The organism is Sphingomonas sp. Leaf32 (assembly GCF_001421765.1).
Lineage (GTDB): Bacteria > Pseudomonadota > Alphaproteobacteria > Sphingomonadales > Sphingomonadaceae > Sphingomonas.
Map to the genome: position 1 here is coordinate 129,954 of NZ_LMLA01000008.1, position 15,086 is coordinate 145,039.

At 67.3% G+C, this 15,086-nt stretch carries 12 protein-coding genes; 4 read left to right on the forward strand and 8 right to left on the reverse strand.

Translation table 11 applies throughout. The annotated features are described in order from the left end of the window. The first annotated feature begins 39 nt into the window (after positions 1 to 39). Positions 40 to 1,182, forward strand: coding sequence for an MFS transporter (locus tag ASE83_RS11095; protein ID WP_082443297.1), 1,143 nt, complete (start codon positions 40 to 42; stop codon positions 1,180 to 1,182). 374 nt (positions 1,183 to 1,556) lie between these two features. Then, positions 1,557 to 2,291 (forward strand): alpha/beta fold hydrolase, encoded by a 735-nt coding sequence (locus ASE83_RS11100; protein WP_055789653.1) that lies wholly within the window; start codon positions 1,557 to 1,559, stop codon positions 2,289 to 2,291. Between the two features lie 4 nt (positions 2,292 to 2,295). Here ASE83_RS11100 and ASE83_RS11105 read toward each other — a convergent pair whose 3' ends face one another. Further along, positions 2,296 to 2,940 (reverse strand): glutathione S-transferase family protein, encoded by a 645-nt coding sequence (locus ASE83_RS11105; protein WP_055789657.1) that lies wholly within the window; start codon positions 2,938 to 2,940, stop codon positions 2,296 to 2,298. 136 nt (positions 2,941 to 3,076) lie between these two features. Continuing rightward, positions 3,077 to 4,171 carry a recombinase RecA gene (gene recA / locus ASE83_RS11110; RefSeq protein WP_082443298.1) on the reverse strand — a complete coding sequence of 365 codons (1,095 nt, stop codon included), beginning with the start codon at positions 4,169 to 4,171 and terminating at the stop codon, positions 3,077 to 3,079. Between recA and ASE83_RS18195 the strand changes: the two genes are divergently transcribed. Together ASE83_RS18195 and ASE83_RS11120 are read left to right on the forward strand one after the other, a co-directional pair. Further along, on the forward strand, positions 4,170 to 5,246 hold the full coding sequence (locus ASE83_RS18195) for a LysM peptidoglycan-binding domain-containing protein (RefSeq protein WP_082443299.1): 1,077 nt from the start codon (positions 4,170 to 4,172) through the stop codon (positions 5,244 to 5,246). The genes recA and ASE83_RS18195 overlap by 2 nt on opposite strands. Next, entirely contained in the window at positions 5,246 to 5,725 is a 480-nt protein-coding gene (locus tag ASE83_RS11120) for a hypothetical protein (RefSeq protein ID WP_156353053.1), read from the forward strand. The genes ASE83_RS18195 and ASE83_RS11120 overlap by 1 nt, the downstream gene beginning before the upstream one ends. A 16-nt stretch (positions 5,726 to 5,741) precedes the next feature. Here the strand turns inward: ASE83_RS11120 and ASE83_RS11125 are convergent, their stop codons facing one another. The 6 genes from ASE83_RS11125 to ASE83_RS11150 form a co-directional block, all read right to left on the reverse strand. Further along, the gene (locus ASE83_RS11125; RefSeq protein WP_055789667.1) at positions 5,742 to 6,095 is read right to left on the reverse strand and encodes a response regulator; all 354 of its coding nucleotides are present in this window, start codon (positions 6,093 to 6,095) and stop codon (positions 5,742 to 5,744) included. Positions 6,096 to 6,151: 56 nt separating this feature from the next. Beyond that, complete coding sequence (locus ASE83_RS11130) at positions 6,152 to 8,539, reverse strand: response regulator (protein WP_055789670.1); 2,388 nt, start codon at positions 8,537 to 8,539, stop codon at positions 6,152 to 6,154. 227 nt (positions 8,540 to 8,766) lie between these two features. Then, the gene (locus ASE83_RS11135; RefSeq protein ID WP_055789674.1) at positions 8,767 to 10,830 is read right to left on the reverse strand and encodes a M13 family metallopeptidase; all 2,064 of its coding nucleotides are present in this window, start codon (positions 10,828 to 10,830) and stop codon (positions 8,767 to 8,769) included. Positions 10,831 to 11,176: 346 nt separating this feature from the next. Then, complete coding sequence (locus ASE83_RS11140; protein WP_055790230.1) at positions 11,177 to 11,668, reverse strand: DUF2062 domain-containing protein; 492 nt, start codon at positions 11,666 to 11,668, stop codon at positions 11,177 to 11,179. A gap of 79 nt (positions 11,669 to 11,747) precedes the next feature. After that, positions 11,748 to 12,230, reverse strand: coding sequence for an SsrA-binding protein SmpB (gene smpB / locus ASE83_RS11145; protein ID WP_055790234.1), 483 nt, complete (start codon positions 12,228 to 12,230; stop codon positions 11,748 to 11,750). 183 nt (positions 12,231 to 12,413) lie between these two features. After that, entirely contained in the window at positions 12,414 to 15,026 is a 2,613-nt protein-coding gene (locus ASE83_RS11150; protein ID WP_055789676.1) for an ATP-binding protein, read from the reverse strand. Between the last annotated feature and the right edge of the window lie 60 nt (positions 15,027 to 15,086).

Consider the following 15,086-nt stretch of genomic DNA (forward strand, 5'->3'; position numbering starts at 1 on the left):
GCTTCCGCCCCCGTTGGTCTCGTCCACTTCGCGCTCGCCATGGGTGGGTTCGCCATCGGCACGACCGAATATGCGACGATGAGCCTGCTGCCGTTCTTTTCCGCCGGGCTGCGGGTCGACGAGCCGATGGCGGGGCATGTCATCAGCGCCTATGCGCTGGGCGTGGTGGCCGGCGCGCCGTTGCTGGCGGTGATCGGTAGCCGGTTCAGCCGCCGCCACGTCCTGATCGCGCTGATGCTGCTCTTCGCCCTTGGGAACCTGCTGAGCGCGGTCACGCCGACCTTTCCGTGGATGCTGTTCTTCCGCTTCGTCAGCGGCCTGCCGCACGGGGCCTATTTCGGCACCGCCTCGCTCGTCGCCGCGTCGCTGGTCCCGGTGAACAAGCGGACGCAGGCGGTCGCGCGGGTGATGCTGGGCCTGACCGTGGCGACGATCGTCGGCGTACCGCTGGCGAACCTGCTCGGGCAGACGCTGGGGTGGCGATGGGGCTTCGGCATCGTCGGCATGATCGCGGCGGCGACGGCCATCGCCATCGCCCTCGTCGCCCCGCACGATGTCGCTGACCGCACCGCCCGCCCCCTGGCCGAACTGCAAATCCTGCGCGACCGGCGGATCTGGCTGACCCTCGCCATCGGGGCGATCGGCTATGGCGGGCTGTTTTCGGTCTATACCTATCTGGCGTCGACCCTGATCGCCGTCACGCGGGTTCCCGAAACCACGGTGCCGGTGGTACTGGCCATTTTCGGGATCGGGATGACGCTGGGCAACCTCATCGTGCCGCGCTTCGCCGACCGCGCGCTGATGCCCACCGCCGCTGCCCTGTTGATCTGGAGCGCGGTGATGCTGGCGCTCTATTCGGTGGCCGCCGGCGCGCTGTGGTCGATCGCGCTGACGGTCTTCGCGATCGGGCTGGGCGGTGGCCTCGGCACGGTTCTCCAGACCCGGCTGATGGACCTTGCCGAGGGCGGGCAGAGCCTCGCCGCCGCGCTCAACCATAGCGCGTTCAACTTCGCCAACGCGCTGGGACCCTGGGCGGGGGGACTGGCGATTTCGGCCGGGCTGGGCTGGACCGCGACGGGCTGGGTCGGCAGCCTGTTCGCGATCGCCGGACTGGGACTGTGGGCGATCGCGAACCGGCAGGATCGGGCGAGCGTCGTCGCGCGGCGGTGCGCGCACGAATAGCGGACCGGCGCGCGGAGATGGAACGTGCTACCGTCGCCGATCTCCGCGCGGTCAAGGCCGTGCTTCCGCTGCGAGCGAAGGCTGGTCCGGTCGTGCCCCTGCGTCACGATCGTCCGACACTGGTCGGGTTTCAGACCGGACCGGCGGCTGCCGGCTATCGTGGAATCGATTGATGTCGGCGACGGTGTTAGCGCGTTCGGACAGACCCGACAGGGCGCGGATGACATCATCGGTGAGCCTGACTCACTGTGGTGTCTAGGAGCGGGAAATCGTGCCGTGTCGATCTGCATCGGACCGACGGGATGGGCGAGCAACGGAACCCTGCCGGGCACGGTGGTTTGAGGTCGCATCCTGTCCGCTGCCGGTGAGATGCCATGCCCGTCCCGACCCTGATCTTCCTCCACGCGCTCGGGATGAGTGCGGCGACGTGGCGTCCGGTGCGCGAGCGGCTGGGCGGGATAGCGTCGGTCGCGATCGACCTGCCCGGCTTCGGTGCGGCTGCCGACAAAGGATCGGGGGACGTCGCCGAGATGATGGATGCGGTGCGAGCCGTCGTCGCGCAGATCGGAACGTGCGTACTGGTCGGGCACAGCATGGGCGGCAAGATCGCCACGCTGATCGCCGCCGACGCCGGACCGGCGGTGGCCGGCGTCGTGCTGGTCGCAGCATCGCCGCCATCGCCTGAACCGATGGACGAGGCACGTCGGCAGGCGATGATCGACTGGTTCGCGGACGGGCAAATTTCGGACGCCGATGCGGCGGCATTCGTCGATGCGAACTGCGCCGGGCGACTGCCCTCGCCGCTGCGGGATCAGGCGATAGCGGAGGTGCGCCGCAGCCGCCCGGCGGCATGGACCGGATGGCTGACGCGCGGCAGCCGCGAGGATTGGGCCGTGCGGGTCGGCACGCTGCCGATGCCAGCGCTGATCGTCGCGGGTGCCGAGGACGGCGATCTGGGCGAGGCAGCGCAGCGGCGGCTGAACCTGCCGCATTATACCGCCGGGCGGGTCGAGGCGGTGGCGGATGCCGCGCACCTCATGCCCCTGGAACAACCCGATCGGCTGGCGGCACTGATCGTCGATCACCTGAAGGCAATCGATCGGTCATAGCCGCTCAGGCATAGGCATAAGCTCCACCGGCGGCGAGCGCGGCGCGATAGGCGGGACGGGCATGGATGCGGTCGAGCCACGCGATGACATGCGGGCGCGAGGCGTCGAGACCGGCGCGGTTGCGTGCCGCCTCCAGCGGAAAGCTCATCATGATGTCGGCGGCGGTCATCGCGTCGCCCGCGAACCAGTCGTGGCTGGCCAGATGCGCTTCGACATAATCAAGATGGACGTCGATCATCGGCTGCACTTTCTTCTGCGCCGCCTTGCCGAGCAGCGGCACGCGGCCGAGCACCAGCTTGACCAGCAGCGGCGGCATCAGCGAGCCTTCGGCATAGTGCAGGAAATGGCGATAGTGCAGCGCGTTGCGGCGATGCGCCGGAGTGCCCAGCCGGCCATCGGCCTTTTCCACCAGATATTCGACGATCGCCCCGGTTTCGGCGACGACCAGCGAACCGCCGGCGCTGCCCGCGCCGCTGTCCTCGATCACCGGCGATTTGCCCAGCGGATGGACGCGGCGCAGTTCGGGCGGAGCCAGCATCGTCGCCTTGTTCCGCTCATAGCGCTTCACCGCATAGGGCAGACCCAGCTCCTCCAGCAGCCAGAGCACCCGCTGCGACCGGGAATTTTCAAGGTGATGGACGACGATCATGTGACCCCCAATATCGGATCGTTCAAATGGCAAAGTTCACAAAGTTCACACTCGCCAAACGATCCGTCACCTTGCCGCCAAAGGCGACCGACCGTGACGAAAGCAGGCGGCGACCCGTCGGATCGCCGCCCTGCCCTTACATATCGTCGTCGCCGTCCTCGGCATCGGGGCCGGTCATCATTTCCTCGGCGACCTTTTCGGTCCGCGCGCGGATCGCGGCTTCGAGCTTGTCGCGCAGTTCGGGATGTTCGGTCAGGAAATTCTTCGCGTTCTCACGCCCCTGCCCGATCCGCACGCTGTCATAGCTGAACCACGCGCCCGATTTCTCGACCAACCCGGCCTTCACGCCCAGGTCGAGGATCTCGCCGATCTTCGAAATGCCCTGTCCGTACATGATGTCGAATTCGACCTGCTTGAACGGCGGGGCGACCTTGTTCTTCACGACCTTTACCCGGGTCGTGTTGCCGATGATCTCGTCCCGGTCCTTGATCTGCCCGGTGCGGCGGATGTCGAGCCGGACCGAGGCATAGAATTTGAGCGCGTTGCCGCCGGTCGTGGTTTCCGGATTGCCGTACATCACACCGATCTTCATGCGCAGCTGGTTGATGAAGATCACCATGCAGCGCGAGCGGCTGATCGAGCCGGTCAGCTTGCGCAGGGATTGCGACATCAGGCGCGCCTGCAGGCCGACATGGCTGTCGCCCATCTCGCCCTCGATCTCCGCGCGCGGCACCAGCGCCGCGACCGAATCGACCACCAGCACGTCGATCGCGTTGGAACGGACCAGCGTGTCGACGATCTCCAGCGCCTGTTCGCCGGTATCGGGCTGCGACACGATCAGTTCGTCGATGTTGACGCCCAGCTTTTTCGCATAGACCGGATCGAGCGCGTGTTCGGCATCGACGAAGGCGACGGTGCCGCCGCCCTTCTGCGCCTCCGCCAGCACGTGCAGCGCGAGCGTGGTCTTGCCCGAGCTTTCCGGCCCGTACACCTCAATCACGCGGCCGCGCGGCAGGCCGCCGACGCCCAAAGCGATGTCGAGGCCAAGCGACCCGGTCGAGATCGCCTCGACCTGCATCGCTTCCTTCTGGCCAAGCTTCATCGCCGAACCCTTGCCGAACGCCCGGTCGATCTGCGCCAGCGCGGCGTCGAGCGCCTTTTGCCGTTCGCCCGCTGCCTTGTCGTTCGCTGCCGCCATCTTGCTATCGACCGCCTTCAGATTTGCCGCCATGTCCAGCCTTTCGCGTAGAGCAACCGCGCCGAGGGTTCAACGCGCCTTGTTGGATTTGCATGTATTCGGTTTGTTCTCGTTCCGCAAGGGGAACTGGCGATCTCGCGTTTTCGTTGGGAGGCGATCCTGCTATGGACGGCGCGTCAACATGGTGAGGAAGCAAGCCGTGGAGCATCACATCATTCGCCGGGGCGAGAGCCTGTCCGCGATCGCAGCCCGCTTCGGTACGACCTGGGAAACCTTGGCGCGGGCGAACGGATTGAGCAATCCGGACCGGCTGAGAGTTGGACAGAGGCTGATGATACCCGGTCGTTCCAATGCCGCGACATCGCCCGCCCGTGCCACTGCCGGACGCGTCAGGTCCGCGCCGACACTTGTTGAAGCGCCGCGCACGCCGCCCCCTTCCGCGGCCCCGGCCGCAACGGCGCCCGGACCCGGCAACGGGATCGCCGGCGGCGTGACCGAGGCCGAGTTGCGGGCGATCATGCCGAATGCAGGTACGCGGGCGGGACGCTATCTTGCGCCGTTAAACGCGGCGATGCAGCTTCACAGCATCAACACCACGACGCGGCGGGCTGCGTTTCTGGCGCAGATCAGCGTCGAAAGCGGACAGTTGCACAATGTCGTCGAGAATCTGAACTATTCGGCGTCGCGGCTGCGCGTCGTATGGCCAAAGCGGTTCCGGAGCGACGAAATAGCCAGGAATTACGCCCACAATCCCGAAGCGCTTGCCAACAAGGTCTATGCCGACCGGCTGAGCAATGGCGACGAGGCGAGCGGCGATGGCTACCGCTATCGCGGTCGCGGGTTAATGCAGACGACAGGTCGTAGCAATTATCGTTCGGCCGGATTCGAAAACAACCCCGACGCGCTTGCCGACCCCACCACGGCAGCCGACAGTGCCGGGCGGTTCTGGGCAACCAACGGCCTGAACGCGCGTACGTCGACCGTCCTGTCCCGGCAGGCGTTCAACGGCGTGTCGCGGACGGTCAACGGCGGCGATCATGGGAGCGATGAACGATGGGCAGCATATCAACGGGCGTTAAGGGCATTGCAGCCGGCATCGGCGCAGTGATGGTTGTATCGACGGCGGTGGCGATGGGGCTTTCCCCCGCTACGCCGCCAGCGACGGCCAAGGTGCCACACGATCCCGACGCCGCTCTGTGTATGCCGGCCGAAACGCCGCTGTTCACCTGCACGCTGGGCAGCCGCCGCGCCTCAGTCTGCCAGACGGGTGGGAAGGCAACTTATCGGTACGGACGTCCGGGGCGGATCGAATTGTCGTCGCAGCGGCTGACGCTGGCGAAGCGGAGCTTTTCCGGTGGTGGCGAAACCCAGATTACCGCGACGAACAACGGATATTCCTACACGATGTTCGATCGCACGACGCGTACCGCGTTCGGTGCGGACGGACGCAACGATCCGAAATCGGAAACCGGCCTGGTCGTCCGACAGGGCAGCAAGCGATTGTCGTCACGCATCTGCGACAACGATACGCCGATCTCGTCCCGGTCGCGGGGGATCATTCCGGCTGGATCGTTCGTCCCGCATTAAGCGGGCGTAACGACGGCTATCCCAAGTCGTTCAACGCCTTTTCGACCGCGTCCATCGTGAACGGCTTCGACAGGACCGGGCGGTCGCGGTGGGCGGGTTCGATCGTGTCGCCGGAACCACCGGTCGCCAGCACGAACGGAATGCCCGCCGCCGCCAGCCTGTCCGCGACCGGCCAGCTCTTTTCCCCGCCACGCAGGTGCACGTCGAGGATCGCGCCGTCGATGCCGCCCTTGTCAATCGCCGAGACGGCGGCGGCCACGCTGTCGGCGGTGCCGGCGACGGTGTGGCCCAGCATGTCGAGGAAATCCTCGAGCATCATGGCGATCAGGGGTTCGTCCTCGACCAGGAGGATACGCGCAGGCGAGGTCATGTCGGCGGGTCCTTAGCGGTCAAAGCAGGAACACCGCAACCGATTTCGTGGTCCGTTCAGGACTTTGCGAGTGCATCGCGCGCCGCGGTGGCCAGTTGCTGCACCGAAAAGGGCTTCGGCAGGAAGGAAACCTGATCCAGATCAATCGACCGTCGCAACTGTTCCTCGGCATAGCCCGACATGAACAGGATCGGCAGCGTGGGATAGACTTTGCGGACATGGCCGACCATAGTCGGACCGTCCATCGTCGGCATGACCACGTCGGAGATCAGCAGGTCGATGTGCGGCCGGTCGGCGAGCAGCTCCAGCGCCGCCTCGCCATGTTCGGCGGTCATCACGGTATAGCCCTGCCGCGTCAGCGCGCGTTCGGCGATGGCGCGGACCATGTCCTCGTCCTCGACCAGCAGGATCGTGCCGCTGCCCCAGGCGGGTTCGGCCGGTTCGCTCTTCAGTTTTGGATTGGTGCCCAAACGCGGCGGCTCGGCGGCGGCGGCGTGGACCGGCAGGTGGATGGTGAAGATCGACCCCTGACCGGCGCGCGATTCGGCAAAGATATAGCCGCCCGACTGCTTGATGATGCCATAGACGGTGGAGAGGCCCAGACCGGTGCCCTTGCCCACTTCCTTGGTCGTGAAGAACGGCTCGAAAATCTTCGGCAGCACGTCGGCGGGGATGCCGGTGCCGGTGTCGGACACTTTCAGCGTCACATAGTCGCCGACCGGCAGGACGTCGTCGTCCATCGCGCGGACTTCCTGCGCGCTGGTCGCCAGCGTCTCGATCGTGAGCACGCTGCCCCGCCCGCCCTGCGCCAGCATCGCATCGCGGGCATTGACCGCGAGGTTGACGACGACCTGTTCGAGCTGCCCCGGATCGGCGCGCACGGAGCCGAGGCCACGGCCATGATTGACGACCAGCTGCACGGTTTCACCGAGGAGGCGCTTGAGGAGGTTCGACACCTCCGAAATGACGTCGGGCAACTGCAGCACCTGCGGGCGCAGCGTCTGCTGGCGGGAGAAGGCGAGCAGCTGGCGCGTCAGGCTGGCGGCGCGGTTCGAATTGGCACGGATCTGCTGGATGTCGTCATAGTCGCTGTCGCCGGGCGCATGGCGCATCAGCATCAGGTCGCAATGGCCGATGATCGCGGTCAGGATGTTGTTGAAATCATGCGCGACGCCGCCGGCGAGTTGCCCGACCGCCTGCATCTTGGTCGCCTGCGCCACCTGTCGCTTCAGCTTGCCCTCCTCGCCCGTATCGCGCAGCGACAGGACGACGGCGGCCTCGCCCAGCCCGCGCGCACCGGCGATCGACAGGGCGATGGGTTCGTCGGAACGGTCGTTCAGGCGGACGGCCATGTCCGCGCTGTGCTGCGCGCCGCCTGCGAAACGGCGGACGGCATCGGCCAGCGCAGCCTTGTCCTCGCGCACCACCAGGTCGCCGGGATAGAGCGGCGGGGCGACGGGGTTGACGCCGGTCGCGCGAACGAAGGCGTCGTTCATGTGCAGGAAGCGGCCGTCGCGGTCGACCAGCGCCATGCCGACCGGCAGCAGCGAGACGAGCGCGCGGACCTGTGCCGCCGAACCGGGCGCGGCGATCGGCATCAGGCCGACCGGCGCCTCTTCCTCGTCCAGCATCGCGACCAGCATCGGGCCGGCGGGATCGTCGACGAACGGCACCTGCACGATGCGCAACGGGTCGCCGCCCAGCCCCTCGCGTTCGAAGCGGACCCGGCCGCGATTGTCGGTGACGAGGAAACGGGCGAAGTCGCGCCCTTCGATCGCGGCGTCCTCGTTGCCGACGGCGCGGGCGCGGAACACGCGGTTGGCGGCGCGGATGCGGCCATCGGCGCTGAGCAGCGCGACCATTACGCCTGCCGTGCCCAGCCGCTCGCCCGCGTCACCCGCGATCATCGCCCGCATCGTCACCGCCTCGGCGATCGCCTGCCCGCCTTCGAAGCGCCAGACGAGCATCGATTCGCCGGCGCGGGCCAGCGTCGCCATGACGGGCGCATCGCCCTGTCGCACCGTCACCTTCGCATCGCCGTCGCGCCATGCCGTCCGCGCCGCTCCCGCCAATGCGCCGGCATCGACACCATCGCCCAGCACGCCCGGCGGGGTGGGATAGCCGCCGAACAGCGCGGCATAGCGGTCGTTGGCGCAGACCAGCCGTCCCGCACGGTCGGTGACCGCCAGCGCGTGCGGGCTGACCGACGCGATGGTCTGGGCCAGCGACCAGTCGATCACCGGCTCCGCCGCCTCGGCCGTTCCGGTCCAGTGACGAACGCCCAGCGCCACGCCGGCAAGCACGATCGCCGCCGCGACGAAACCGATCGCGACGGGGATGCTGCCGAGCGTCCACAGAATGAGCGCCGCCGCGACACCCCCGGCGACCAGCGCGATGGCGAGCGGCAGGACCGGCGACGAGGCGGACGGAGATTTCGAGAGCATGTCGAAGCTGTTGGGGTGGTTCGGGGGGCGACGTCAAGCGGTGGCGCCACTCGTCCGGGCGCGGGAAGCAACCGGGCCGGCCTCCGACGATCCACGTCGTTCCCGCGAAGGCGGGAATCCATACACGCCGACGATCATGGTTTAGTAGCAGCGTTGGCGGCTATGGGTTCCCGCCTTCGCGGGAATGACGAAAAAGGGCGCCGAAGTGATCCGGCGCCCCTTGCCGCTTACCAGATACGCACGCGCTGTTCGGGCGACAGGAACAGATATTCGCCCATCGCCGGCTTGTAGCCCTGATACCACGGGTCGAGGTTACGGACGACCCAGGCGCGCTGTTCGGACGGGCTGTGCGGATCGGTCAGCAGCCGCTGGCGCAGGTTCGCCTCGCGGTAGCTGCGCCGCCAGACCTGTGCCCAGCCGAGGTAGAAGCGCTGTTCGGGGCCGAAGCCGTCGATCACCTTCCGGTCGTTCGGATAGGCATGGGTATAGGCGTCCCACGCGGCGGTCAGGCCGGCGAGGTCGGCGATGTTCTCGCCCAGCGTCAGTTCGCCCTTCACGTGCAGGCCCGGCAGCGGCTCATAGGCGTCATATTGCTTGACCAGCGCGGCCGTGCGCTCCTCGAACCGCTTCACGTCCTCGGCCGTCCACCAGTCGGTCAGGCTGCCGTTGACGTCGTATTTGCGGCCCTGATCGTCGAAATGGTGGCTGATCTCGTGCCCGATCACCGCGCCGATCGCGCCGTAATTGACCGCCGGATCGGCGTTGGGATCGAAGAAGGGCGGTTGCAGGATCGCGGCGGGGAACACGATTTCGTTCATCACCGGGTTCGCATAGGCGTTCACGGTCATGGGGGTCATGAACCATTCCCACTTCTGGATCGGCTTGCCCAGATGCTGCACATTGTAGCGCTGCTGCCACTGGTTCGCGCGCAGCATGTTGCCGAACGCATCGCCCGGCGTGATCGTCAGGTCGGTCATGTCGCGCCACTGGTCGGGATAGCCGATCTTGGGCGTAAAGGCGGCGAGCTTGGCACGCGCCTTCGCCTTGGTTTCCGGCGCCATCCAGTCGAGATTGTCGATCCGGCGGCCCATCGCCTCGGTCACGTTGCGCACCAGTTCGTCCGCCGCCGCCTTGGTCGCGGGCGGGAAGAATTTGGCGACATAAGCCTTGCTGACGTCGTCGGCGACCGCATCCGACGTGAAGTCGACCGCGCGCTTCCAGCGTTCTTCCTGCTGCGGCGTGCCCGACAGGACGGTGCCGAAGAAGGCGAAGCTTTCCTTATCGAATGTCTGCGGCAGAACGCTGGCGAAGGTGTCGAGCGAGCGGACCAGCAGCTGGTCCTTCAGCACGCCGATCGGCGCGGCGCCGATGACCTTCGCCATGCCAGCGAACGCGCTCGGCTGCGCGACGATCACATCGGTCGTGTTCGCGCCCAGACCCCGGAAATAGGTCGCGAAGTCGAAGCCCGGCGCGCGGCGCTGGAGGTCCGCGACCGACATCTTGTTATAGGTCTTGTTCGCATCGCGGCTTTCGATCCGCGTCCAGTGCGCCCTGGCGATCTGCGTTTCGAAGGCGACCACGGCGGCGGCACGGGCGGCCGCGTTCGGCTCGCCGGCCAGCGTCAGCATCTTGGCCAGGTGCGCCTGATAGGCTTTGCGCTGTTCGACCAGCTTGGCGTCGGTCGACAGATAATAGTCGCGGTCGGGCATCCCCAACCCGCCCTGCGACGTTTGCAGCGCATAGACGGTCGGCTGCTTGTCGTCCGGGCCGACATAGGCACCGAAGGGCGCGCCGACGCCGGCCTGCGACGCCTTGGCCGTCAGCGCGGCATAGCCGGCCTTCGACGACAGGCCCTTGATCTCGTTCAGCCACGGCTGGATCGGGGCCAGCCCCTTCGCCTCGATCGCCGCCTGATCGAGATAGGTGGCATAGGCCACGCCGATCTTCGAATTGGGATCGCCCTTCGCCGCATCGAGCAGCTCGCGGGTGCGCGTCTTCGACAGGTCGTCGAGTGCGGTGAACATGCCGTAGTTCGATTTGTCGGCCGGGATCGGCGTGATCTTTTCCCAGTTGCCGTTGGCGTATTTGTAGAAATTGTCGCCCGCCTTCACGCTGCGGTCCATGCCGGCGACGTCGAAGCCGAAATCGCCGATCTCGGGCTTGGGTGCCGGGGCGGCGGTTTCGGTCACCGGTATGGGATCGGCATTGCCCGTTTGCGGTGGCGGCGTGGTGGCGCAGGCCGACAGGGCGGACGCCGCGAGCAGGGTGGTGAGGACGAAACTACGCCGCATCGAATAAGCCTTTTCGTATCGGGTGATACGGCAATGCTGCACCCGGGCTTATCGATCGTCAATATCTAGCTTTGCCCTCCCCTTCCGCCACCCGCTTGCTTCGAGCGCAGGTTCGAGCCTGTCGAGAAAGGGGTGCCGCAAACACGGTGTTCTCGACAGACGCTTCTCGACAAGCTCGAAGCTGCTCGAACCGAACGGGAAGGAGGGTGCACCTGCCTCATCACCGTTCGTCCTGAGTAGCCATTGAGCTTGTCGAAATGGCGTATCGAAGGACCGTTGCCACCCGTGCTTCGGTACGGGTCTTCGACAAGCTCAGCCCCTACTCAGCACAAACGGTTGGGGTGATTCAGGACCGCACCCCATGCCCGCGGCGCTTCCACTTCGCCCCGATCCACCACCGCCAGCCGAGCGCGGCCACCGCATAGCCCAGCACCGCGCCGATCACCGAACAGACGACCATGCCGAGCGCGGTCGCCGGCCCGACCTCCGCCACCAGCCATTCGAGCCAGCCCGGCGGCGTCGCCACCGCATTGCCGATCGGGTCGCCCGGCACGACGCGGTCGAGGTGCAGCAGCCATGCCCCGACCTTATAGTACAGGATGAACAGCAAAGGCGTGGTAATCGGGTTGGTGAAGAAGGTGGTGAGCGCCGCGGCGGGCACGTTGGCGCGCAGGGGTAGCGCGAGGACGGCCGACGCCGGGATTTGCCCGAGCGGGATCAGGATGCCGGTGAACATGCCCAACGCCACCCCGCGCGGCACCGACCGCCGGGTGAAGCGCCACAGTTCGGGGGCGAGGACCCGATGCGCGACCGGGCGCAGGAAGCGGTTCGCCTCCATCGATTCCCGCGTCGGCAGGTTGGCGCGAATCCAGCGCAGCGCGCGGGCGCCCAGCCGCCGGTCGTCATCGCCCTGCGGGTCAGCCACGGTCGCGGAGCAACCTTCCCTGTTCACGCTTCCAGTCCCGTTCCTTGATGTGCTCGCGCTTGTCGTGGGTCTTGCGCCCCTTGGCCAATGCCAGTTCGACCTTCGCCCGCCCCTTGCCGTTGAAATACACCGACAGCGCGACCAGCGTCATGCCGTCGCGCGCCACCGCACCGTGCATCTTGTTTATCTCGCGTTCGTGAAGCAGCAGTTTACGCGGGCGGCGCGGTTCGTGGTTGAAGCGGTTGCCGTGGCTGAATTCGGGCACGTTCGAATTGATGAGCCACACCTGCCCGTCGCGGACATCGGCATAGCTTTCGGCGATCGATCCCTCGCCGAAGCGCAGCGACTTCACCTCGGTGCCGGTCAGAGCGATGCCGGCCTCGTACACCGTGTCGATTTCGTAATCGAACCGCGCACGGCGGTTTTCGGCGACGATCTTCTTCTTATCGAACAATTGGGGGCGCGGACGGCTCATGGGCAGCGACATAGGGTGTCGGGGGCGTGGAGGGAAGCGGGTGGAAGAAATCCTCCCCGGCACGGGGAGGGGGACCAGCGCAGCTGGTGGAGGGGGCGGTCCGCAAACGCTGCCGTTCCGGTTGGAGAGGCCCCCCTCCACCACCGCTGCGCGGCGGTCCCCCTCCCCGTGCCGGGGAGGATTTTAGGCGTCGAGTGCTTCCCGAACCTTCCTTGCCAGTTCGTCGACGCCGAACGGCTTGGGCAGCAACCGCGTGCCGGGGTCCAGCACGCCGTTGTGGACCACCGCGTTGCGGGTATAGCCCGTCGTGTACAGCACCCGCAGGTCGGGGCGCATCGCCAGCGCCCGGTCGGCCAGTTCGCGGCCGGTCATGCCGGGCATCACGACGTCGGTGAACAGCAAGGTGACGCGCACCCCCTCCTCCAGCAGCGCCAGCGCCTCCGCCCCGTTCGAGGCGTGCAGGACGCCGTAGCCGAGGTCGCGCAGCACCTCGACCGAAAAGCTGCGGACGCGCGGTTCGTCCTCGACCACCAGCACCGTTTCGCCCGGTTCGCCCCGGCGGACCGGCTGCATCGTCGCGCGCGGCGTCGGCGTCGGTTCCTCGCCATAGAAGCGCGGCAGGTACAGGCGGACGGTCGTGCCGACATCGGGTTCGGAATAGATGCGGACATGGCCGCGCGACTGGCGGACGAAGCCGAAGACCTGGCTCAGCCCCAGCCCCGTGCCCCGTCCGACCGGCTTGGTGGTGAAGAACGGTTCGAACGCCTTGGCCAGCACGTCGCTCGCCATGCCGGTGCCGGTGTCGGTGACGGCGATCATGACGTACTGCCCGGCGGCCATGTCGGCCTCGCGCGCATAATCGTCGCCGACATGGGCGTTGGCGGTTTCGATGGTCAGCTTGCCGCCATCGAGCATCGCGTCGCGCGCGTTGACCGCCAGGTTGACGATCGCGTTCTCCAACTGCCCGCGATCGGCCTCCGCCCGCCACAGCCCGGCGCTCAACACCGTCTCCACCGCGATCGGTTCGCCCAGCGTCCGGGTCAGCAACTCGGTCAGGTCGGTGATCAGCCGGTTGCCCTCGACCGGTTCGGGCGACAGCGGCGACTGGCGCGAAAAGGCGAGCAGGCGCTGCGTCAGCGCGGCGGCGCGGGTGGCCCCGTCCTTCGCCGCCTCGACATAGCGGCCCACGTCGCCGCGCCCGGCGGCGATGCGGCGCTCGATCATGTCGAGGCCGCCGATGACGACGGCCAGCATGTTGTTGAAGTCGTGCGCGATGCCGCCGGTCAACTGGCCGACCGCCTCCATCTTCTGCAACTGGCGCACCTGCGTTTCGGCGGCGGCGCGGGCGCTGGCGGCATTGTGCAGTTCGGTGGCGACCCGTTCGAGCTGCGCATCCTGCCGCCCGACCTTCGCCTCCAGCCGGACGAGCGCGTCGGCGCGCTGGACGGTGACCCAGCTGATCTCGGCCACTTCCTGCAACAACGCGATTTCACCGGGCAACCAGTGGCGCCGGGTGCCGTGCCCGACGACCAGCAACCCTTCGAGCCGACCGTCATGGCGCAGCGGTACGCACAGGCCGGAGACGGCGGAGTAGGAGGAGGCTTCGCTTTCCTCGAACGCCGGGTCAGTCGCGAATTCATCGGACGCGATCGTTCGCCCGGCGCGCAGCAGCGCGGTGTTGCTGCGTCCGAACCGGTCGAGCGAATGTTCGCCGGCCAGCGGCGGCAGGACGCCATCGTTCCACCCGCCGGTATAGCGCACGCGGTTCGCCGCTACCCGGGCGAAACCGACACGGTCGACGCGCAGCCATTCGCCCAGCGACCGGGCGGTGAACCGCATGATCGCGGCGGGATCGGTCGCGGCGCGCTGGCGTGCGCTGAGCGACAGGACGAATTCGCGCTCGGCCTTGGCCGCCAGTGCCGCCAGTTCGGCCTGCTTGCGGTCGTCGATGTCGTAGCTGACGCCAGGGAACCGGACCGGTCGGCCGACTTCGTCAAAGGTACAGCGCCCCTGTGCCGATACCCAGCGGCAACCGCCGTCGCGGTCGATGACGCGATATTCGGTTACCAGCGTGCCGTCGCCCGCCGGGTCCATCGCCCGCTCGATCGCGCGCTGCGTTTCGGGCAGGTCGTCGGGGTGCAGCCCCTCGAAGAAGGTCGCGATCGGCGCGCCATTCTCCGCCATTTTCGGATCGACACCATAAAGCAGCGCGAAGCGGGTGTCGGCGCGGACGATATCGGCCTGCACGTCCCAGTCCCACGCGCCGATATTGCGCCCGGCCGACAGCGCCAGCTGCAACCGTTCGTCGGCCGCGGCGCGTTCCCGTTCCGCCACGACGCGCGCGGTCGTCTCCCCGGTCACGCACAACAGCCCGGCGATCCGCCCGGCATCGTCGAAGGCGGGGGAATAGGTGAAGCTCCACCAACTGTCCTCCGGTTCGCCGGTACGGGCCAGGTCGAGCTTCATGTCCGTCGCGACGACATTGCCACCGGCCAGGGTCCTGTCGACCAGCGGGACCAGTTCGTCCCACAGGTTCGACCACACGACATCGAACCGTTCGCCCAGCGATCCCGCCAGCCGGACCCCCAGCAGCGGCCGATAGGCGTCGTTGTAGAAGCAGCGCAGCTCCGGCCCCCATGCCAGGAACATCGGCGTGGGGCACGACAGCATCATCGCCAGCAGCGACCGCAGCGATACCGGCCAGCCCTCGATCGGGCCGAGCGGGTGGGCCGACCAGTCATACGCGGCGATCTCCGCGCCGGTCAGGGTCTGGGTGGAAAGAGGTCCGTTTGGCATATGCCCCGCGTGTTACGCCGCCGCCCCCGCTACCGCAATGGAACGGTTCCGCTCGTTCGA

Excerpts from the sequence above, each read along its gene's own strand:
- ASE83_RS11095 (WP_082443297.1), top strand. The coding sequence starts at position 40 with ATGGGTGGGTTCGCCATCGGCACGACCGAATATGCGACGATGAGCCTG.
- ASE83_RS11100 (WP_055789653.1), top strand. The coding sequence starts at position 1,557 with ATGCCCGTCCCGACCCTGATCTTCCTCCACGCGCTCGGGATGAGTGCG.
- ASE83_RS11105 (WP_055789657.1), bottom strand. The coding sequence starts at position 2,940 with ATGATCGTCGTCCATCACCTTGAAAATTCCCGGTCGCAGCGGGTGCTC.
- ASE83_RS18195 (WP_082443299.1), top strand. The coding sequence starts at position 4,170 with ATGTCCAGCCTTTCGCGTAGAGCAACCGCGCCGAGGGTTCAACGCGCC.
- recA (WP_082443298.1), bottom strand. The coding sequence starts at position 4,171 with ATGGCGGCAAATCTGAAGGCGGTCGATAGCAAGATGGCGGCAGCGAAC.
- ASE83_RS11120 (WP_156353053.1), top strand. The coding sequence starts at position 5,246 with ATGGTTGTATCGACGGCGGTGGCGATGGGGCTTTCCCCCGCTACGCCG.
- ASE83_RS11125 (WP_055789667.1), bottom strand. The coding sequence starts at position 6,095 with ATGACCTCGCCTGCGCGTATCCTCCTGGTCGAGGACGAACCCCTGATC.
- ASE83_RS11130 (WP_055789670.1), bottom strand. The coding sequence starts at position 8,539 with ATGCTCTCGAAATCTCCGTCCGCCTCGTCGCCGGTCCTGCCGCTCGCC.
- ASE83_RS11135 (WP_055789674.1), bottom strand. The coding sequence starts at position 10,830 with ATGCGGCGTAGTTTCGTCCTCACCACCCTGCTCGCGGCGTCCGCCCTG.
- ASE83_RS11140 (WP_055790230.1), bottom strand. The coding sequence starts at position 11,668 with ATGGAGGCGAACCGCTTCCTGCGCCCGGTCGCGCATCGGGTCCTCGCC.
- smpB (WP_055790234.1), bottom strand. The coding sequence starts at position 12,230 with ATGAGCCGTCCGCGCCCCCAATTGTTCGATAAGAAGAAGATCGTCGCC.
- ASE83_RS11150 (WP_055789676.1), bottom strand. The coding sequence starts at position 15,026 with ATGCCAAACGGACCTCTTTCCACCCAGACCCTGACCGGCGCGGAGATC.